The sequence below is a fragment of the Pantoea sp. X-Soil-YNGN-785 genome, from assembly GCF_059730585.1.
The window spans coordinates 994,530-1,014,552 of the sequence record NZ_AP035942.1 but is presented as its reverse complement, the minus strand read 5'-3'; the positions used below and the strand labels follow the sequence as shown (position 1 = coordinate 1,014,552).

17 protein-coding genes are annotated in these 20,023 nt (G+C 54.2%); 4 read left to right on the top strand and 13 right to left on the bottom strand.

The window, feature by feature from the left end:
- Positions 1 to 79: 79 nt before the first annotated feature.
- From AC6I8E_RS04550 to AC6I8E_RS04540, 3 genes are read right to left on the bottom strand one after another with little or no spacing between them, the layout of a single operon-like run.
- Positions 80 to 1,855: a SmdB family multidrug efflux ABC transporter permease/ATP-binding protein gene (locus tag AC6I8E_RS04550; RefSeq protein WP_013357005.1), complete on the bottom strand. Its 1,776-nt coding sequence runs from the start codon at positions 1,853 to 1,855 to the stop codon at positions 80 to 82.
- Positions 1,848 to 3,617: a SmdA family multidrug ABC transporter permease/ATP-binding protein gene (locus AC6I8E_RS04545; protein ID WP_013357004.1), complete on the bottom strand. Its 1,770-nt coding sequence runs from the start codon at positions 3,615 to 3,617 to the stop codon at positions 1,848 to 1,850. The genes AC6I8E_RS04550 and AC6I8E_RS04545 overlap by 8 nt, the downstream gene beginning before the upstream one ends.
- Positions 3,618 to 3,641: 24 nt before the next feature.
- On the bottom strand, positions 3,642 to 4,103 hold the full coding sequence (locus AC6I8E_RS04540) for an Lrp/AsnC family transcriptional regulator (RefSeq protein WP_033782182.1): 462 nt from the start codon (positions 4,101 to 4,103) through the stop codon (positions 3,642 to 3,644).
- Between the two features lie 117 nt (positions 4,104 to 4,220).
- Here AC6I8E_RS04540 and AC6I8E_RS04535 point away from each other — a divergent pair, with 117 nt between their 5' ends.
- Positions 4,221 to 5,255: a PLP-dependent cysteine synthase family protein gene (locus tag AC6I8E_RS04535; protein WP_041456680.1), complete on the top strand. Its 1,035-nt coding sequence runs from the start codon at positions 4,221 to 4,223 to the stop codon at positions 5,253 to 5,255.
- Between the two features lie 34 nt (positions 5,256 to 5,289).
- Here the strand turns inward: AC6I8E_RS04535 and cof are convergent, their stop codons facing one another.
- On the bottom strand, positions 5,290 to 6,111 hold the full coding sequence (gene cof, locus AC6I8E_RS04530; protein WP_095707601.1) for an HMP-PP phosphatase: 822 nt from the start codon (positions 6,109 to 6,111) through the stop codon (positions 5,290 to 5,292).
- 92 nt (positions 6,112 to 6,203) lie between these two features.
- On the opposite strand from cof, the gene AC6I8E_RS04525 reads away from it, so the two are divergent.
- The gene (locus AC6I8E_RS04525; protein ID WP_497824479.1) at positions 6,204 to 7,922 is read left to right on the top strand and encodes an SgrR family transcriptional regulator; all 1,719 of its coding nucleotides are present in this window, start codon (positions 6,204 to 6,206) and stop codon (positions 7,920 to 7,922) included.
- 41 nt (positions 7,923 to 7,963) lie between these two features.
- Positions 7,964 to 8,659, top strand: a complete 696-nt coding sequence (queC, locus tag AC6I8E_RS04520; protein WP_095707747.1) for a 7-cyano-7-deazaguanine synthase QueC — start codon at positions 7,964 to 7,966, stop codon at positions 8,657 to 8,659.
- A 50-nt stretch (positions 8,660 to 8,709) separates the two neighbouring features.
- Here queC and AC6I8E_RS04515 read toward each other — a convergent pair whose 3' ends face one another.
- The 9 genes from AC6I8E_RS04515 to bolA all read right to left on the bottom strand — a co-directional run bounded on the left by AC6I8E_RS04515 (position 8,710) and on the right by bolA (position 19,131).
- Positions 8,710 to 9,108, bottom strand: a complete 399-nt coding sequence (locus AC6I8E_RS04515) for a YbgC/FadM family acyl-CoA thioesterase (protein ID WP_013356998.1) — start codon at positions 9,106 to 9,108, stop codon at positions 8,710 to 8,712.
- Between the two features lie 100 nt (positions 9,109 to 9,208).
- The gene (locus AC6I8E_RS04510) at positions 9,209 to 9,568 is read right to left on the bottom strand and encodes a ComEA family DNA-binding protein (protein ID WP_095707603.1); all 360 of its coding nucleotides are present in this window, start codon (positions 9,566 to 9,568) and stop codon (positions 9,209 to 9,211) included.
- Between the two features lie 140 nt (positions 9,569 to 9,708).
- Positions 9,709 to 11,577 carry a peptidylprolyl isomerase gene (gene ppiD, locus AC6I8E_RS04505; protein ID WP_033731764.1) on the bottom strand — a complete coding sequence of 623 codons (1,869 nt, stop codon included), beginning with the start codon at positions 11,575 to 11,577 and terminating at the stop codon, positions 9,709 to 9,711.
- 247 nt (positions 11,578 to 11,824) lie between these two features.
- A complete protein-coding gene (gene hupB / locus AC6I8E_RS04500) occupies positions 11,825 to 12,097 on the bottom strand; it encodes a nucleoid-associated protein HU-beta (protein ID WP_033731763.1) in 273 nt (90 codons plus the stop codon).
- A gap of 214 nt (positions 12,098 to 12,311) precedes the next feature.
- Positions 12,312 to 14,666 (bottom strand): endopeptidase La, encoded by a 2,355-nt coding sequence (gene lon, locus AC6I8E_RS04495; protein ID WP_003850493.1) that lies wholly within the window; start codon positions 14,664 to 14,666, stop codon positions 12,312 to 12,314.
- 186 nt (positions 14,667 to 14,852) lie between these two features.
- A complete protein-coding gene (gene clpX, locus AC6I8E_RS04490) occupies positions 14,853 to 16,124 on the bottom strand; it encodes an ATP-dependent protease ATP-binding subunit ClpX (RefSeq protein ID WP_003850494.1) in 1,272 nt (423 codons plus the stop codon).
- Between the two features lie 135 nt (positions 16,125 to 16,259).
- On the bottom strand, positions 16,260 to 16,883 hold the full coding sequence (gene clpP, locus AC6I8E_RS04485) for an ATP-dependent Clp endopeptidase proteolytic subunit ClpP (protein WP_010255410.1): 624 nt from the start codon (positions 16,881 to 16,883) through the stop codon (positions 16,260 to 16,262).
- Between the two features lie 335 nt (positions 16,884 to 17,218).
- Positions 17,219 to 18,523, bottom strand: coding sequence for a trigger factor (gene tig, locus AC6I8E_RS04480; RefSeq protein WP_110331458.1), 1,305 nt, complete (start codon positions 18,521 to 18,523; stop codon positions 17,219 to 17,221).
- Positions 18,524 to 18,816: 293 nt separating this feature from the next.
- Positions 18,817 to 19,131 carry a transcriptional regulator BolA gene (gene bolA, locus AC6I8E_RS04475; protein WP_033731761.1) on the bottom strand — a complete coding sequence of 105 codons (315 nt, stop codon included), beginning with the start codon at positions 19,129 to 19,131 and terminating at the stop codon, positions 18,817 to 18,819.
- 286 nt (positions 19,132 to 19,417) lie between these two features.
- On the opposite strand from bolA, the gene AC6I8E_RS04470 reads away from it, so the two are divergent.
- Positions 19,418 to 19,996, top strand: coding sequence for a lipoprotein (locus AC6I8E_RS04470; protein WP_013356991.1), 579 nt, complete (start codon positions 19,418 to 19,420; stop codon positions 19,994 to 19,996).
- The last annotated feature ends 27 nt before the right edge of the window (positions 19,997 to 20,023 follow it).

Here is a 20,023-nt window from a genome sequence, read left to right as displayed (position 1 = left end):
CACTCCTTTGGTGCTCCAGGCGTCAAAGGAGTGCATTTATACAGATTATTCCGATAAAGCTGCGCAAAAAAGGTGCAAGTCAGCTTTCAGATGTTACAGGTACGCCCGACGCCAGATCTTCCCCTGCCTGTTGCAGCTGATACATCTGCCAGTAACGTCCCTGTAGCGCCAGCAATTGCTGATGAGTGCCCTGCTCAACCACACGACCACGATGTAGCACCAGAATCTTATCCGCATCGATAATCGTTGAGAGGCGGTGAGCGATCACCACCAGCGTGCTGTGTTGCCGTAGCGTCGCAAGCGTATGCTGAATGGCCTGCTCGGTGCCGGAGTCGATGTTAGCGGTCGCCTCGTCGAGGATCAGGATCTGCGGCAGATCAACCAGTACCCGGGCCAGCGCCAGCAGCTGCTTCTGCCCGACCGACAGATTATTGCCCTGCTCGCCCAGCCGGGTGTGAATCCCCTCCGGCAGGGCATGCGCCAGCAGTGCCAGCTGCACCTGTTCCAGCACGGTCCAGACGGCCTCTTCGCTGATGTCGCGGCCCAGCCGCACATTGGCCAGCAGCGTATCGGCCAGCACCACCGGATCCTGCTGCACCATCGCGATACCGCGTCGCAGCACGGCATGGCTCAGGTCGCCAATCGGACGATCATCAATACGGATTTCGCCGCGCGTCACCGGGTAATAACCCATCAACAGGTTAGCCAGGGTACTTTTGCCACTGCCGGTATGGCCCACCAGCGCCACAAACTCACGCGGTGCGACGTCAAGATTGATATCACTCAGCACATCGCGGTTTTCACGGTAGGCAAAACTGAGGTTGTTCAGGGCAATACGACCTGAAGCCAGTGGCTGCTGATCGGCACCATACTGCTGCTGGGCGGCATCCATCAGCTCGAAGATACGCTCGCCAGACACCACCGCCTGCTGCAGCATCGACTGCTGGGTGGTCAGCTCAATCAGTGGCTCATTCAGACGGCCCAGGTAAGTAATGAAGGCATAGAGCACCCCCACTTCAAACACGCCAGGCACCGAAAAACTGAACAGAATCAGCAGCCCGCACAACACCATCGCTGAAAACAGGCTCAGCAATGGACGCAGCAGAAAGCCATCGAGACGCAGCGTCTCCATTCGCGCCAGATAGTGAGAGCGGCTCGCTTCGCCCATACGCTCACCAAATCGCGCCTGCTGACGAAACTGCTGAATCACACTCATGCCGCTGATCACTTCGTTGAAGCCGTTGTTGATGTCAGCCAGATAGCTGCGAACCCGTCGGGCAATCGGCGTGCTGTAACGCTGATAGATGAGCATCACTATCAGTACCAGCGGGAAGATCATCATTGCTACCAGCGCCATGCGCCAGTCAAGACTGAACATCGCCACCATCATGGCGCCGACCAGCGCAGCGCTGCGCAGTACGGTTGAAACTACCGTGACATAAAGATCGCGGATCACTTCGGTGTCATTCGTCACGCGCGAAATAATCTGCCCGACCGGCTGAGTATCAAAAGCGCTCAGCGGCTGACAGAGCGCGGCATTCATCACGTCACTGCGTAACCGCTGCACCACACCAATGGCGGCGCGATTGAACAGCAGCGCCTGCCAGTAGTGCAGCCCGGCGGCCAGTAGCTGAAGCAGGACAAAGCTGATGACCAGACCGGCCACCAGCCCCCAGGGCATCTGATGTTTCGCCACCAGGTTATCGATAAAATAGCTGACCAGCACCGGACCGGTTACTTCCGCCGCGGCAGCGATCCACAGCATGCCTACCGCCAGCGACAGGGATTTACGCCAGGGCTTACCGTAGCTCAGCAGGCGCTTCAGGGTAGGCCACAAGCGGGCAGACTTAGCCATGCGGCACTCCTTTCTCATTTTCATCATCATCCAGCGCCGCTTCCAGTTGCTGGTAACGGTACATGTCACGATACCAGCCAGCGCTGGTGGTCAGCGCGTCATGATCGCCACGCTGTGCCACGCTGCCCTGTTGTAACACCAGGATTTCACTGGCTTCCGTCAGCGCCGACAGGCGATGCGCGCTGATAATCAGTGTTTTTCCCTGCCCCCAGATGCGCAGGTTATGCAGGATTTCGTGCTCGGTACGACCATCCACCGCAGAGAGCGCATCGTCCAGAATCAGGATTTCTGCGTTCAGCAGCAGTGCCCGGGCAATTGAAAGACGCTGCTTCTGTCCACCCGACAGCATCACACCTCGCTCCCCGACTTCGGTTTCATAACCCTGCGGCAGCCGCAGAATATCGTCATGCACGCAGGCCAGCGTGGCGGCCTGTTCAATCTCCTGCCGGGTTGCGCCCGGTTTCCCCAGCGCAATATTGTTCGCTACGCTGTCCGAAAACAGGAATGGTGTCTGGCTGACCACGGCGAGACGACTGCGCCAGCTGTCCAGCCGCAACTGCGTCAGCGGGATCTGGTGATAACGGATGTCGCCCTGCTGAATATCAAAATGGCGCTGGATCAGGCTCAGTAAGGTACTTTTTCCGCTGCCAGTTGGCCCACACAGTCCCAGCATTTCGCCGGGCTTCAGCTGGAAGCTGACATCACTTAACACCGGAGCCGCGCTGGCCGGATAGTGAAAGGCGCGAATCGCGACCTGCAGCGTGCCCGGTTCAGGTGGCAGAGACTTATCGCCATCTTCCACCGCGGGCGCTTCCGCCAGCAATGCACCGATGCGACTCCAGGCGGCGCTGCCGCGTTCGACGATATTGAACATCCACGCCAGGGCGAGCATCGGCCAGATCATCAGGCCGAGATACATCACAAAGCTGGTCAGCTGCCCCAGCGTCATCTGGTCATGCCACACCAGCCAGCTGCCGCCGCCAATCGCCAGCAGGTTTGAGAAACCAATAGCGATGTAGATTGTGGGATCGAAACGGGCATCGACCCGCGCCACGCGCAGGTTCTTATCACCGGTATCGCGGGCGATATCGGAGAATTGCTGCGACTGATGCTGTTCAAGACCGAAGGATTTAATCATCCGGATGCTGGTCAGGCTCTCCTGCGTCTGATCGTTAAGGCTGGAGAAGGCCGCCTGGGCCAGTTTGAACCGATGATGAAGCTGATTACCGTAGCGATGGATGACGATTGCCATAATGGGCATCGGCACCAGCGCCAGCAGGGTCAGCTGCCAGCTGATCTGCGTACTCATCACCAGCAGCACCACACAGCCCATCACCAGCGAATCGACCAGCGTCAGCACCCCTTCCCCGGCCGCAAACACCACCCGATCCACGTCGTTAGTGGCACGCGCAATCAGGTCACCGGTACGGTGACGCAGATAAAATGCCGGTTGCTGCCGACTCAGCTGGCGATAGAAATCTTCGCGCAGCTCAACCGCCAGCTGGTAGGAGGCACCAAAGAGCAGCACGCGCCAGACATAACGCAGCAGATAGACCACCACTGCGGTTGCCAGCATGATACCAATCCACATCATGATGCGGCTGGTACTCATGTTGTCACGTGTGACACCATCAACAATGACACCGACGACATGCGGCGGCAGTAATTGCAGAACAGCAATAACAATCAGCAGGATGACCGCGCCCAGATAGCGCCGCCACTCCCGCAGAAAATACCAACTTAATTGACTGAATAATCGCACAACGCTGCTCTCAATCTCAGGCCCTCAGGGGGCGACAGGTAAAGCCGTGGTGTATTTAATCTCTTCCATGGCGAAGCTGGATGTCACATCAATCAGGCCGGGCACACCGTTCACTAATCGCTTGTAGAACGCATCATAGCTCTTCATGTCCGCCACCTGAATGCGCAGCAGGTAATCATACTCACCTGCCATCCGGTAAAAGGCCATCACCTCGGGCATGCTGCTGACCACCGAGACAAAAGCCTGATACCAGTCGCGGCTGTGCTGCTGGGTCTTCACAAACATAAACGCCGTCAGTGACAGTCCGATTTTATCCCCATCCAGCAGCGCCACCCGGGCGCGAATAATGCCATCATCTTCCAGCTTTTTCAGGCGCTTCCAGCAGGGTGTGGTAGTGAGGTTGACGGCATCCGCCAGCGCCTGCAGTGACAGCGTGCAATCCTGCTGCAGCAGTGAGAGCAGTTTAAGGTCAGTTTTATCTAACATACGGGACTCCGGGAGAATCATTTTCTCCATTACCGCGATTTTAGCGGTATTTTTGCAATCTCTTTTTCCTGCACGTGCCATAAAATAGCCGCATCACTTCTTTACCGGATGCCTGAGATGCAGACCTGCTGGATTCGCCACGCTATCAACGAAATTAACGCTGATTTTCAACGATCGGCTGAAACCCATTTGATCCGTTTCGATCTGGCGGATTTTCCCGGCATCTGGTTCTACCTGAAAGATGAGAGTACCCATCCCAGTGGCAGTCTGAAACATCGGCTGGCACGATCCCTGTTTCTCTACGGTCTCTCCAACGGCTGGATTAAAGAGAATACGCCGATTATCGAAGCCTCATCAGGCAGCACGGCCGTTTCTGAGGCGTACTTCGCAAGGCTGCTAGGCCTGCCCTTTATTGCGGTGATGCCCGCCAGTACGGCGAAACGTAAAATTGAGCAGATCACCTTTTATGGCGGACAGTGCCATTTTGTCGAGGATCCCTGCCAGCTTTACGCAGAATCTGAACGGCTGGCACGTGAGCTGAATGGCCATTTTATGGATCAGTTTACCTATGCTGAACGCGCTACCGACTGGCGCGGTAATAATAATATTGCTGAAAGCATATTCCGTCAGATGCAGCATGAGCCCTATCCGATTCCCCATACGGTGATTATGAGCGCGGGCACCGGCGGCACCTCGGCGACGCTGGGCCGCTATATCCGTTATCAGGGCCTGGATACGAAACTGCTGGTGGTGGATCCGCAGCATTCGGTGTTTTTCGATTACTGGCAACAGCGTGATGCAACGCTGACCAGCACACGTGGCAGCATGGTCGAGGGAATTGGCCGTCCGCGCGTGGAGCCGTCGTTCATGCCTGACGTGATTGATGAAATGATCAAAGTACCGGATGGTGCAACGCTGGCCGCCATGCTGAAGCTGGAAAAGATTCTGGGACGCAAGCCTGGGGCCTCTACCGGCACCAATTTCTGGGGCATGATGCAGGTGGCGAAACGCTTACGGGCAGCGAATCAGCAGGGATCCGTGGTGACACTGCTGTGCGACAGTGGCGAACGTTATCCCGATAGCTACTATCAGCCGGAATGGGTGGCAAAACATATTGGCGATATCACGCCGTGGCAGCGCGAACTCGAATAAAAAACCGGACATCCTGTCCGGTTCACGGCAATCCTCAGCATTCGGGGGAATACGCGAGGTCGGGTGTAGCCAGCCAGTGATTTAAATAGTGAGACACCGCCTGTGTCTCGCAATGCCCTAATACCGGCAGATGCGGTAGCGCGGCTTTCAGCTGCGCCATCGCATTGCCCATGATGAAACCACGTCCAACCTGCGACAGCATCTCTCTGTCATTCATTGCATCCCCGAACGCCATGCACTCCGCCAGCGTCAGTGACAGATGGTCGCACAACAGTGCCAGCGCGCTGCCTTTGTTGCAGCTGGCGGGCAACACTTCCAGACAGTCCACCGCAGAGAAGCAGATATTTGCCTGCTCACCCAGCGCCGCATCCAGCTCTGTTTTCAGCTGACACAGACGCTGATGCTGATCGATAAAGCAGATTTTTGTTACCTGATGCGCGGGCAGCCTTTTCAGATCGCACAGCTGATAGCCAAATCCGCTCATCTGATGGGCCACCAGTAGCTCAGGCTGGGGTCGATCGGTAAACCATCCCTGATCGTTGAAAACGTGGATCGACGCGGGTGTTTCCCAATGGCGATGAATGACCTCTTCAGCTACCGCAGAGGGCAGATCGCGGGCAAAGATCAGATTGCCAGACCGATCGTGTACGCGGGTGCCATTCCCGGTAATCAGCCACGCGGGCAGCGTTAATTTCTCCCGCAGAATCTGCATCTCCAGCAGATGGCGGCCCGTCGCCAGCGCCAGATTAACGCCGCGCAGATGCAGCGCCTGCAGACTGTCCAGCGTCTGCTGACCCAGTTGATGATCCGGCAGCAATAATGTGCCATCCATATCGAATGCGGCTAAACGCATTATGGTTACCCTCCTGCTGAAAAGATGAGCTTACTATTGCCTGTTAATTACGGAAGTAATAGTGAATACTTTTAAAAAACTGTTCCGGGTTTATCATGCGTCAGCTTAACCGCCTTAATCAGTTTCAGCGCCTGTGGCAGCAGAGCCAGGGCATCCCTCAGCAGACCTGCGTGGCAGAGATGGCGCGCCACTGCATCTGCAGTGAGCGTCATCTGCGCACGTTACTGTCACAGTGGCAGCACGCTGGCTGGCTTAGCTGGCACGGTGAACCGGGCCGTGGCAAACAGGGTCGGTTAGTGTTTCTGCGCACGCCTGAACAGTTACGGCAGCAGTTGCTGCAAAAACAGCTTGATGCCGGAGAGGCAGCTGACGCTTTACAGCTGCTGGATCTGCCGCCGGAAAGGCTGATTAATATGCTGCGGCCGTTAATGGGTGGACAGTGGCAGAACGACACGCCGGTTCTGCGCATCCCCTACTATCGTCCCATGGAGAGTACCGAGCCGCGCCAGATTACCGGGCGGGCTGAACAGCATCTGGTTCGTCAGATCTATTCCGGTCTGACCCGTTTTGAGCAGGATGAGCCGGTCGGCGATCTGGCGCATCACTGGCAGCACGATGAAGCGTCCTGTAGCTGGTTATTCTGGTTACGGCCTCAGCTGATGTGGCATAACGACGAGCCGGTGCAGGCCGCGCAACTGGTGGTGCAGTTCCGCCAGCTGCTGCAGGATACGCGTGTCAGGATATTGCTTGCCGATGTGGTCAGCGTGGATGCGCCTCACCCGCTGGCGGTGCGGTTTAACCTGCGACGACCTGATTTCTGGCTGCCTCACCGGCTTGCCCATCTTTTGTGCCTGCTGCCCCATCCCTCTTATCCCGCCACAGGCAGCGGGCCATGGAAACTCAGGCATTTCAGCGCTGAGCTGGTCAGGATTGAAAGCCATGCGCGCTGGCATCTGCAGCGTCCGCTGTTGCAGGCGGTAGAGTACTGGATTACTCCTCAGCTGTTTGATGCCGCACTCGGCAGCAGCTGTCGCCATCCGGTGCAGATTGCCATTGGCGATGCCGCTGAACTCAGGACATTGAAGCCGGTCAGCAGTAGCATCAGTCTCGGCTTCTGTTATCTGGTCTGCCGCCCGCGAGCCGGATTTACACCCGATCAGGCGCGCACGCTTTTTCAGCTCATCCAGCAAAGCGGCATCGTCAGCCGGTTGCCACTGGATGAGGGGTTAATTACCCCCAGCAAAGAGCTGTTACCCGGCTGGGAAGTACCGCTGATTGATAGTGTTCCGGTCCCCTTGCCCCCCACCCTGACGCTGCATTATCAGTTGCCGGTTGAGCTGCATCAGATGTCACAGGCACTGGTCGCCCTGTTAAAACAGCACGGCTGTACTCTGAACGTCGTTTTTCATCCGGTCAAAAGCTGGCATCATATCGCCCCGCCTGATGAGGCGGATATCGTGATGGGCGATCGGTTGATTGGCGATGCGCCGGTCTTCACACTGGCGAGCTGGTTACAGATTGACCCGCTATGGCGTCGGCTGTGGCCCACACCGCAGGGCGAAGAAGTCCAGGCGCAACTGCTGGCTATCCAGCAGATATCAGACGGCAATAGTCGTACCCGTGCGCTGCAGCAGCTTTATCATCAACTGATGACGGACGGCATCCTGCTGCCCCTGTTCAATTATCGCTACCAGATTTATGCCCCCCCTGCCGTTGAAGGGATAGAGCTGAACACGCTGGGCTGGTTTGATTTCAGCCGCGCATGGATTCCGCCGCCTATTGATCCGCCTTGCAGCTGTTCAGCGGCGGACTGAGGCATTACCATAAGCGCAAAATTAATTATCAGGGAAACACCATGAAACGCGCGGTTGTAGTTTTCAGCGGTGGACAAGACTCCACTACCTGCCTGATTCAGGCTGTACAGCTTTATGATGAAGTTCACTGCGTCACTTTCGACTATGGACAACGCCACCGGGAAGAGATCGAGGTCGCCCGCGATCTGGCGATGACACTGGGTGCGCGCGCGCACAAAGTGCTGGACGTGACCATGCTGAACGAACTCGCCGTCAGCAGCCTGACGCGGGATAACATTCCGGTGCCGGCTTATAATCCTGAGGCCAGTGGCTTACCCAGTACGTTCGTGCCGGGCCGCAATATTCTCTTTCTGACGCTGGCCTCGGTTTACGCGTATCAGGTCGAAGCAGAAGCGGTCATCACCGGCGTCTGCGAAACCGATTTTTCCGGCTATCCCGACTGCCGCGATGAGTTTGTCAAAGCGCTGAACCATGCGGTGTCGCTTGGCATGGCGCGCGAGGTGCGTTTTGAGACGCCGCTGATGTGGCTCAATAAAGCGGAAACCTGGGCGCTTGCAGATTACTGGCAGCAGCTTGCGCTGGTACGCGAGCAGACGCTGACCTGCTATAACGGTGTGAAAGGCGACGGATGTGGTGAGTGTGCTGCCTGTCATTTACGGGCTAATGGCCTCCAGGGTTATCTCAACGATCGTGCTGGCGTCATGGCAGCCATGAAAGCAAAGAGCGGCCTTAACTAAGGCTGTCTGGCGTGGCGGCAAAGCAGTTCGGTTTGCCGCTTTTTATCGGCTCATGCCATCAGACGCATCAGCCGTTCGCGTAACTCTCCTTCCAGCGCAACCGCCTTCTGGGTCCGCAAATCAATACAGACAAACGTGAGTGCAGCATCCGCCACCACGGTCTCCTGACCTGCCAGCAACACCCGCTGCGCAATAATGCCGCTTTTGCCATTTAACTGCGTGATCTCACTGTCGATAACCAGTACGTCGCCCAGCACGGCCGGGCGACGATAGTTGATGTTGATATTGACCACCACAAAAGCCAGTTTCTGCTCCAGCAACCAGTGGAACGCTTCAGCCTCTTCCAGCCATTGCCAGCGCGCCTCCTCAAGAAACTCAAGATAGCGCGCATTGTTGACGTGCTGATAGACATCCAGATGATAGCCACGCACTTTTATGGTGGTCTGCATGATCATGCTCTCCTGCTACTGTGAGTTAACTGGTTGGACCTGTTCACTTTAGCAGAGTCGTCTGGTTAGCGTGGGTTAAGCATCACAGATGTGTACTGCCTCACAATTTCAGCCGGGTCGCATTTCGCTCTATCAGCGCGTTACCGATACCCGGTACTTCACTGAGTTGCTGAATCGCGCTAAAGGGTCCGTACTGTTCGCGATAGTTCACAATCGCCTGCGCTTTCTTCAGCCCCACACCATTCATAGCGGCAGAGAGCTGTTCCGCTGTCGCTTCATTGATGCTGACCTGCTCCTGCTTTGGCTGCAGCTGCGCGGCTGTCTCCGGCTTCGGTGCAGGATGTGTGTTCTGCGAGACCGCCGGACTGGCAGGTTCAGGTGCCGCAGAGACGCTACCGTGACAGAGTACACCGCCCAGTGCGAGTGAGAGATAGAAGGCAACAAGTTTAGATTTAGCCATGCTGTGTTTCTCCTTGTGTGTAAACAGCAGCGACAGAGTGGCACTACGCCGCACAAGGCTCAAAAGCGGAATATCAGAAATGGAAAAGGCCGCGAATGCGGCCTTTGATTGTTACAGTCGTTGCGTAATTTTTGCGAGGCTTACTGCATTTGTGCGGCAGCGCCGTACTTGATTTTGGCCTCTTTACGCAGATTTTGCAGTAGGGCTTCAAACGTCAGCTGCGCATTATTCTGCGTAACGCCTTTGACCATTTCGTCAATCTGCGCCTGCGGCATGCTGCCGGTTTTAACTTTATCTACCGCCACCAGCACCACATTGCCCTGCATATCTTCGCTGACACCCCATGAAGGCTTATTATCAGCAGGCTGAGGCAGGTTAAAGGCGGCCTGTGCCACCGGATCCTGTGCATTGCGATCAACGGTTTTGCTGGCGCTCAGGGTCAGGCCTGCTGCAGTCAGTGCGTCCAGCTTGCCCGCTTTGAGGTCGGTCAGCAGTTTATCGGCCTGGGCTTTAGCCTGCTGTGTCGCTTTGTCATGCTTAAGCGTATCCGTAATCTGCGCCTTCACCTGCTCCAGCGGTTTTACCGCTTCCGGTTTATGCTCGCTAATACGCAGTACAAAGGCACGGTCGCCATCGACGGTGATAATATCGGAGTTGTTACCCGGCGCACCGTTCTGACCCACCAGACCACCGTTAAAGATCGCCTGTTTCACCGCATCGAAGTTAAGCGCGTCTGGCAGCGTGTCCTGACTGAACCAGCCGGTCTCTTTCGCTTTCAGACCCGAAGCCTGCTCGGCACCCGCCAGTGACTCATTGTCATTGCTGGCCGCTTCACTGACTTTCTGCTGCAGTTTGTAGAAGGCATCAACGCCCTTCTCCTGCTTCACTTTCGCTGCAACAGCGCTGCGAACCTCATCCAGTGGCTTAACCTGCTCTGGCTGAATGTCGTCGAGACGAACCACCAGGAAGCCCACTGACGATTTGATCACGCCTGACATCTGGCCTTTCTCAGTCAGACCCGCATTTTTCAGCTCATCCGGGGTGGTTGACGGTTCCAGCCAGCCCATATCACCGCCCTTACGCGCAGAGATGGGGTCGATTGATTTGGCTTTCGCCACATCAGCGAAGCTGGCGCCACCTTTCAGCTGAGCCAGTACCGCATTGGCATCCGCTTCAGTTTTAGTCTGAATAACGCTGTAGCGATTACGCTGTGGTTGCGAATAGTCTGCTTTATGTTGGTCGTACCAGGCCTGAATATCTGCTTCGCTGGCATCCTGCTGCATGCTGGCGGCATCCATCAGGATGTAGCTGACGCGGAACTGTTCCGGCGCCATAAAGCTGGTTTTATGCTGCTGATAGTACTGACTGATTTCGTCGTCGGTGACGGTTTGTTTCGCCATCAGGGCATTAACATCCAGCGTCGCCTGACGAATATCACGTTGCTGTGAAACCAGGTCCACCAGTTTGCTGGCCTCGCCTTTCAGCGTGAAATCTGTGTTCGCCACGGCATTGATCAACTGTTGATTGGAGAGTTGCTTGCGCAGCGCTTCAGCATACTGGTCGGCGCTGAAACCCATGTTGCCGATCAGCGCCAGATATTTAGCATTGTCGAATTTGCCGTTGGTCTGGAAAGCCTGCTGATTGAAGATAGCCTGCTTAACCTGATCGTCACTGATGCTGAGATGAAGCTCTTTGATGTAGCTGTCGAGCAGCGCCTGGTCGATCAACTGCGACAGCGCCTGCTGACGCATCTGCTGCATGAAGCCATCGTTACTGGCCAGCTGCGAGAACTGGTCACCCAGCATCTGCTGCTGGCGACTGCGTTCGCTGTTAAACGCCTGCTCCAGCTGTCCCCGGCTTATCTCCTGACCGTTAACTTTGGCCGCATAGTCGTTATTGCCGCCAATCAGATAGTTGCCAACGCCTGTCAGCACAAAAGAGACGATAATCAGTCCCAGAATAATCTTGAGCACGACATGGTTCGACGCCGCGCGTAAATTGTCCATCATGGTATGGCAACACTCCGCTGTAGTGTGAATGTAAAGCTCGGTCGCAATTCGCCACTGGCTGGCGACTCACGCAACTGCTGGCTTAGCTGGCAGTCTCAATCCGGTCCAGGTCCATCTTACGGCCCGATTCTCACCGGTTAAAACAAAAAAGGCACATCTCATTGATGTGCCCGTATGTTACATGAGAACGGGTTAATCGTCCTCTAATCCACTGAAGAAAATGCGTCAATGAATCTATTCGTTGTTATTAATTGACAGCGTCTTTCAATGCTTTACCAGCACGGAAACCGGGTACTTTACCAGCCGGGATGGTGATCTCTTTACCGGTTTGCGGATTGCGGCCGGTACGTGCAGCGCGGTCACGCACAGAGAATGTGCCGAAACCCACCAGAGCCACTTCATCACCCTCTTTCAGCGCATCTGAAACTGAGCCCATAAATGCATCTAAAACACGTCCTGCTGCAGCTTTAGAAATATCAGCATCGGCAGCAATTTTGTCGATCAATTGTGACTTATTCACTCTCTTCATCCCCTCTTTTATTATTTCACATCGTACCGGGCTTCCGGCCGGGTACGAACGCGCAGCAAGTTATATCAAGCCTGTGGAGCCGAAACAACGGAATTTCTCTGAGAACGTCGCCCCGACAGCCACCTAAATTAACGGCACAAAAAAAAGCTGGCAAGCGCCAATTGCCTTGCCAGCTCCGCTTTTTAACGGTTTATGCCGTTAATCACTATTTTGCTGTTGCGACCTGCATGCCGTAAGGCGCATTTTCCAGTGCCAGATTCAGCACCTCTTCAATGCGTTTCACCGGATGAATCTCCAGATCGGCAATCACGTTCTGTGGAATCTCTTCCAGATCACGCTTGTTGTCGTCCGGAATCAGCACGGTTTTAATGCCACCACGGTGTGCTGCCAGCAGTTTCTCTTTCAGACCGCCAATCGGCAGAACCTGACCACGCAGGGTAATCTCACCGGTCATAGCGACATCCGCACGTACCGGGTTACCGGTCAGACAGGAGACCAGCGCGGTACACATTGCGATACCCGCACTTGGACCATCTTTCGGTGTGGCGCCTTCTGGCACGTGAACGTGAATATCACGTTTTTCGTAGAAGTCACCATTAATGCCCAGCTTCTCGGCACGGGCACGCACCACGGTCAGCGCAGCCTGAATCGACTCCTGCATCACTTCGCCCAGAGAACCGGTGTAAGTCAGCTTGCCTTTACCCGGTACGCATGCAGTTTCAATGGTCAGCAGATCGCCGCCCACTTCCGTCCACGCCAGGCCGGTGACCTGACCCACCCGGTTTTCACTGTCAGCACGGCCATAGTCGAAGCGCTGTACGCCCAGGAAGTCCTTGAGGTTTTCACCATTGATGGTGATGTGCTTTTTCGTCTTGTCCATCAGCAGTGATTTCACCGCTTTACGGCACAATTTCGACAGCTCACGCTCAAGGCTACGCACGCCGGCTTCACGGGTGTAGTAACGGATAATGCCGACAATCGCGCTATCTTCAACCGTAATTTCACTGGCTTTCAGGGCGTTGCGTTCAATCTGCTTGGTCAGCAGATGCTGCTTAGCGATATTCAGTTTCTCATCTTCGGTATAACCCGACAGACGAATCACTTCCATACGGTCCAGCAGCGGTGCCGGGATGTTCATTGAGTTCGACGTTGCCACGAACATCACATCAGAGAGGTCGTAGTCGACTTCCAGATAGTGATCGTTGAACGCAATGTTCTGCTCAGGATCCAGCACTTCCAGCAGCGCTGAAGCCGGGTCTCCGCGCATGTCCGAAGACATTTTGTCGATCTCATCCAGCAGGAACAGCGGGTTTTTAACCCCGACTTTCGCCATTTTCTGGATGAGTTTACCCGGCATGGAGCCGATGTAGGTACGACGGTGACCACGGATTTCCGCTTCATCACGCACGCCACCCAGCGCCATACGGACATATTTACGTCCGGTCGCTTTGGCGATCGACTGACCGAGGGACGTTTTACCTACCCCTGGCGGTCCGACCAGGCACAGAATCGGCCCTTTGATTTTGCTGACGCGACTCTGAACCGCAAGATACTCAAGAATACGATCCTTCACGCGCTCCAGGCCGTAATGGTCAGTATCCAGGGTCTCCTGCGCTTTACGCAGATCTTTCTTCACTTTGCTGCGCGCGTTCCACGGAACCTGCACCATCCAGTCGATGTAGCCGCGAACCACGGTCGCTTCAGCGGACATCGGGGACATCATTTTCAGCTTCTGCAGCTCAGCTTCTGCTTTTTCACGCGCTTCTTCCGGCATTTTTGCCGCGTCGATTTTGCGTTTTAACGCTTCATACTCGTCAGGCGCATCGTCCATCTCGCCCAGCTCTTTCTGAATTGCCTTCATCTGCTCATTCAGATAGTACTCGCGCTGGCTCTTCTCCATCTGCTTCTTAACACGGTTGCGAATACGCTTCTCAACCTGTAGCAGATCGATCTCAGATTCCATCATCGCCATCAGATATTCCAGACGCTCATTGACGTCGGACATCTCCAGCACAGACTGTTTGTCTGCCAGTTTCAGTGGCATATGTGCTGCAACGGTGTCGGCAAGGCGGGCCGCATCGTCAATATTATTCAGTGAGGTTAAAACCTCGGGTGGGATCTTTTTATTAAGTTTGATGTAGCCTTCAAACTGATTGATCGCCGTACGCACCAGCACTTCCTGCTCGCGCTCTTCAATCTCTGGCGAAACCAGATATTCAGCTTGAGCCACAAAATGGTCACCGTTGTCGGCCAGCGTCGTAATATGGGCGCGCTGTAAACCTTCCACCAGGACTTTGACCGTGCCATCCGGCAGTTTCAGCATTTGCAATACTGAGGCAACGGTCCCTACTGAAAAGAGATCGTTAATGCCAGGTTCATCCGTTGAAGCCTCTTTCTGTGCGACCAGCATGATTTTTTTATCATGATCCATTGCGGCTTCAAGGCACCGAATTGATTTTTCCCGGCCAACAAACAACGGAATTACCATGTGCGGATAAACCACCACGTCGCGCAGCGGCAACACGGGGATTTCAATGCGTTCAGAACGCTCAGGATTCATAGAGCTCTCTCTTTGTTTAATGTCCGCCAGGTGATGGGAACCGCATCAGGCAGGTATGCAGTTAAACCCACAGGTATCTGAGTATATGGGGATGATTGTCCGACATTCAACGTCACAGAGGCGAGAAAAGCAAAAGGGGAAACATTTTCCCCTTTTTTAATAGAACAACATGGACGATCTGTTTAATTATTCGCCAGATGCCTGCGCTTCATGCTTGCCGTAGATCAGCATGGGCTCAGACTGACCTTCAATAACTGATTCATCAATCACTACTTTTTCCACGTCATCCATGGAAGGCAGATCATACATGGTTTCCAGCAGCGCGCCTTCAACAATAGAGCGCAGACCACGCGCACCGGTTTTACGTGACATCGCTTTCTTCGCAATGGCGGTTAACGCCTCGTCACGGAACTCCAGCTCAACGCCTTCCAGGTTAAACAGCGCCTGGTACTGTTTTGTCAGGGCGTTTTTCGGCTCACGCAGAATCTGAATCAGCGCTTCTTCGCTCAGCTCACTCAGGGTCGCGACCACAGGCAGACGACCGATAAACTCAGGGATCAGACCAAACTTGATCAAATCTTCAGGTTCACACTGTGAAAGCAGTTCGCCTTCGCTGGCTTTCTGCGACTTCCCTTTTACGGTAGCGCCGAAGCCAATACCGGATCCGGTTTCCACACGCTGGGAGATCACTTTGTCCAGGCCGGCAAATGCGCCGCCGCAGATAAACAGAATTTTCGAGGTATCAACCTGCAAAAATTCCTGCTGCGGATGCTTACGTCCACCCTGCGGCGGAACAGCAGCCACGGTGCCTTCAATCAGTTTAAGCAGAGCCTGCTGTACACCTTCGCCTGACACATCACGTGTAATCGACGGGTTATCTGACTTACGTGAGATTTTGTCGATTTCATCGATGTAGACGATGCCGCGCTGTGCTTTCTGTACGTCGTAGTCACATTTCTGCAGCAGTTTCTGGATGATGTTTTCAACGTCTTCACCCACGTAACCGGCTTCAGTCAGCGTGGTGGCGTCAGCCATAGTGAATGGCACATCCAGCAGGCGCGCCAGCGTTTCTGCCAGCAGCGTTTTACCACTACCGGTCGGGCCGATCAGCAGAATGTTACTTTTACCCAGTTCGATGCCATTGCTGGTATCGCCGTTACGCAGACGCTTGTAGTGGTTATAAACCGCAACCGCCAGCACTTTCTTCGCTCTTTCCTGACCGATAACATAATCATCAAGGTGATGGCGAATTTCATGTGGGGTTGGCAGCGCACTGCGTTCACGATGCGGGGCAACTTCTTTAATCTCTTCGCGAATGATGTCGTTGCACAGGTCAACACACTCATCGCAGATATACACTGACGGCCCGGCAATCAGCTTACGCACTTCATGCTGGCTTTTGCCGCAAAAAGAGCAGTACAGCAACTTTCCTGAACCGTCTTTGCGCTTATCTGTCATCAGTTAACCTCTTCTTGTTCTCAGGCCATGCCCGCGTACGGCTCAGGCCGTACAGGGACGGCCGAAATTCATTCAACCCATAATAGTACCGTTGTCCTGTTAACTATAGACCAGGGACAACGGTAAGTCGGGGTCTTATTGGCGATGCGTCAGAATTGAATCGACTAATCCATACTCTACCGCTTCATTTGCAGAGAGGAAACGGTCACGCTCGGTATCACGCTCAATCTCTTCCAGCGTTTTACCGGTGTGCTCAGCCATCAGCTCATTCATACGCTGTTTAACTTTGAGGATTTCACGCGCATGGATTTCAATGTCTGACGCCTGGCCCTGATAGCCGCCCAGCGGCTGGTGGATCATCACGCGCGAGTTTGGCAGACAGAAACGCTTGCCTTTGGTGCCCGCTGTCAGCAGGAACGCACCCATTGAACAGGCCTGTCCCATACAGATAGTGCTGACATCCGGTTTGATAAATTTCATGGTGTCGTAAATCGACATACCGGCCGTGATCACACCGCCTGGCGAGTTGATGTAAAGATAGATATCTTTTTCCGGGTTCTCAGCTTCCAGAAACAGCATCTGCGCCACGATCAGATTCGCCATGTGGTCTTCAACCTGGCCAGTCAGAAAGATAACGCGCTCTTTAAGCAGACGGGAGTAGATGTCGTAAGAACGCTCACCACGCGAAGTTTGTTCAACCACCATTGGCACCAGCGCATTGTGCGGTGCAGTATATTCACGATCGCCACTGTATGACATTACCGTCTCCTGGATAAATTTCATTGGCAACATTCTGTACCGATTCTACGTAAGACGCGCGGGAAACTCCACGTCGCACCTTTTCCGACACCTTCAGGACGGTTAATCAGCCAGCCTCACTCTTCATTCTGCATACTCCCACTATCTGGGGATGCTGCACGCATGTTTCAAGCATAACAATCTTTTCCCTGTTCGCTAACCCGGAAAAAGCGATGCGTGAATAATTTGCCGATTAATTAAGCAAATAGCGGCGAAGAGTCGCGTTCTGTACGCAAAACACAAAAAAGCCCGCGACTTTTCAGTCACGGGCTTAGCACAGACGGTTAACTGCGTGATCAGGCCTGAGCGGTCTGATTCATCAGTTCCTGGAAGTTGGTCTCTTTCTCGGTCACTTTAGCTTTCGCCAGGACCGCTTCAACCGCTTGCTCTTCCAGCGCGACGTTGCGCATGTTGTTCATCAGCTCGTTATTCTTGCTGTAGAACTCGATAACTTCTTTCGGATCTTCATACGCAGAAGCCATCTCTTCGATCATGGTGTTAACGCGCGCTTCGTCAGCTTTCAGCTCGTGGGTACGAATCACTTCGCCCAGCAGCAGACCGACAACAACACGGCGTTTAGCCTGCTCTTCAAACAGTTCGCGTGGCAGTTCCAGCGCCTGCTGTTCGTTGCCACCGAAACGCTGTGCAGCCTGACGACGCAGAACGTCGATTTCGCTGTCAACCAGCGCAGCTGGCACGTCGATTTCGTTCGCTTCAACCAGGCCGTCGATCGCCTGAGTTTTGATGCGGTTACGGATAGCGCCTTTCAGCTCGCGATCCATGTTCTTACGCACTTCAGTACGCAGACCGGCAACTGAACCATCTTCAACGCCGAAACGTTTGATGAACTCTTCAGTCAGCTCTGGCAGCTCACGCGTTTCAACTTTCTTCAGCACGATCTCGAACTTCGCATCTTTCCCTTTCAGGGTTTCTGCGTGATAGTCGTCCGGGAATTTCACGTCGATAGTGAACGTTTCGCCCGCTTTGTGGCCCACAACGCCTTCTTCAAAGCCTGGGATCATGCGGCCCTGGCCCATGGCCAGAACGAAATCAGTGGCTTTGCCGCCTTCGAACTCTTCGCCGTCAACAGAACCGTTGAAATCGATAGTTGCACGATCTTCCGGGCCTGCAGCTGCGTCGCTTTCGATCCAGTTGGCCTGCTGCTTACGCAGGGTATCCAGCATGGTATCAACGTCAGCATCAGTCACTTCAACGACAGGTTTTTCAACTTCGATGTTTTCCAGGCCTTTCAGCTCAACTTCCGGATAAACTTCGAATTCAACCGCGTAGGTAAAATCCTGACCTTCTTTGTATTCGCCTGGCACGTAGTTTGGTGCGCCAGCCGGATTAATTTTTTCTTTGATGATGGCGTCAACAAAGTTGCGCGTCATCAGCTCGCCCAGCACGTCCTGACGGACAGAAGCGCCGTAACGCTGCGCTACGATGTTCATCGGCACTTTGCCTTTACGGAAACCATCGATGCGAACTTTCCTGGCAACGTCAACCAGTTCTTTTTTTACTGCGCTTTCGATGCTGTCAGCTGCAACAGTAATCGTAATGCGACGGCCCAGGCCCTGAGTGGTCTCTACAGAAACTTGCATCTTGTTACCTCAAAAAATCACGTGCTCGGTCAACTTCAGACACCACACATCGTGAAATGCGCCGTATCCAACAACCGGGACGGCTTCCGTGAAGAGAACCTGATCCCTGTTACCAGAAGCGTCCCGAAGACATTCCGGAAAAATAGACGCAGCATTATAGCGGCATCGCTGGAATGAGTCGAGGACGCTAACTCACCACTTTTCAGCAGGTTTGCTGCTTTTTTGAGCCAGGGATCGCGTTTTTCGCTAAATCACAGAAAAAACGGCCAGCAGGCCGTTTCAGAGAAGGGAAATCAGGCGAGACTTCCGGCACCACGACAGTTAGGTGAAGCCAGAACGGTATCCTGCAACCCTTCCCACTCTTTCAGGGTGTAAGTATGCAGGGCTAAGGCATGGACACTGCCCGCTAATTCAGCCGCCAGTTCACTATAAATCAGACGATGACGCGCCAGGAAGCGCTGGCCTGCAAAGCAGTCGCTGACAATAACCACTTTGAAGTGACTTTCCGATCCGGCAGGCACGTTGTGCCGGTAACTTTCGTCATGCACTTCCAGATGAGCTGGTTGAAACGCCACACGCAGCTTTTCTTCTATTTGTTCGCGGATCATGGCTATTACTCCTCAATGGCGAGCGCGGTGCCCCATCTTATTCAATCTTAGTCGCTTTTAGTGCGCTTACCTGCCGGCGGACGCTAAATATTGCATTTTATGTCAGCCCGCTTCCGGCAGGTATCATAACGCAGTCGAAACCATCAGCAAACCAGCCTGTCAGAGAAGAGGCTTAAAACGGTTTCAGAGACAATTTCACCCGTAGCAGGGCTTTTTTCACTGCCGGGCAATGCTATGATGGCCGCAGTTTTTGCAAACCAACCCCCTGACACCCACGAGAAAAAGTATGTTGAAAAAACTGTTATTCCCACTGTTGGCTGCGTTCATTTTAGCCGGCTGTGCAACCAGCAATAATACCCTCACTATCCAGCCTAAAATTCAGCTGCCGCAGCAGGATCCGGGCTTGATGGGCGTGACTGTGAGCATCAATGGTGCCGACCAGCGTAAAGATCAGGCGCTGGCAAAAGTTAACCGTGATGGTCAGTTAGTGACCCTGACGCCATCGCGCGATCTCCGTTTCCTGCTGCAGGAAGTGCTGGAGAAGCAGATGACCGCACGTGGTTATATGATTGGTCCTGATGGCGCGGTCGATCTGCAGATTGTGGTTAACAATCTCTACGCTGACGTGACGCAGGGCAATGTGCGCTACAGCATCACCACTAAAGCGGACATCTCTATCATCGCGACCGCCAAAAACGGCAACAAGCAGGTTAAAAACTACCGCCAGACTTACAGCGTAGAAGGCGCGTTCAACGCTAATAACCAGAAGATCACTAACGCGGTCAACGCCACCATGAGCGATGTAATCGCGGATATGGCACAGGACACCAGCGTTAACGACTTCATCAAGCAGAACGCCCGTTAATATCGTCTCACCTCTGCCCTGCCTCGT

Bases quoted from the DNA above. Each gene is read 5' to 3' on its own strand.
- lon (WP_003850493.1), bottom strand. From the start codon at position 14,666: ATGAATCCTGAGCGTTCTGAACGCATTGAAATCCCCGTGTTGCCGCTG.
- queC (WP_095707747.1), top strand. From the start codon at position 7,964: ATGAAACGCGCGGTTGTAGTTTTCAGCGGTGGACAAGACTCCACTACC.
- ppiD (WP_033731764.1), bottom strand. From the start codon at position 11,577: ATGATGGACAATTTACGCGCGGCGTCGAACCATGTCGTGCTCAAGATT.
- tig (WP_110331458.1), bottom strand. From the start codon at position 18,523: ATGCAAGTTTCTGTAGAGACCACTCAGGGCCTGGGCCGTCGCATTACG.
- AC6I8E_RS04525 (WP_497824479.1), top strand. From the start codon at position 6,204: ATGCGTCAGCTTAACCGCCTTAATCAGTTTCAGCGCCTGTGGCAGCAG.
- clpX (WP_003850494.1), bottom strand. From the start codon at position 16,124: ATGACAGATAAGCGCAAAGACGGTTCAGGAAAGTTGCTGTACTGCTCT.
- AC6I8E_RS04510 (WP_095707603.1), bottom strand. From the start codon at position 9,568: ATGGCTAAATCTAAACTTGTTGCCTTCTATCTCTCACTCGCACTGGGC.
- AC6I8E_RS04535 (WP_041456680.1), top strand. From the start codon at position 4,221: ATGCAGACCTGCTGGATTCGCCACGCTATCAACGAAATTAACGCTGAT.
- AC6I8E_RS04470 (WP_013356991.1), top strand. From the start codon at position 19,418: ATGTTGAAAAAACTGTTATTCCCACTGTTGGCTGCGTTCATTTTAGCC.
- AC6I8E_RS04540 (WP_033782182.1), bottom strand. From the start codon at position 4,103: ATGTTAGATAAAACTGACCTTAAACTGCTCTCACTGCTGCAGCAGGAT.
- bolA (WP_033731761.1), bottom strand. From the start codon at position 19,131: ATGATCCGCGAACAAATAGAAGAAAAGCTGCGTGTGGCGTTTCAACCA.
- clpP (WP_010255410.1), bottom strand. From the start codon at position 16,883: ATGTCATACAGTGGCGATCGTGAATATACTGCACCGCACAATGCGCTG.
- AC6I8E_RS04550 (WP_013357005.1), bottom strand. From the start codon at position 1,855: ATGGCTAAGTCTGCCCGCTTGTGGCCTACCCTGAAGCGCCTGCTGAGC.
- AC6I8E_RS04515 (WP_013356998.1), bottom strand. From the start codon at position 9,108: ATGCAGACCACCATAAAAGTGCGTGGCTATCATCTGGATGTCTATCAG.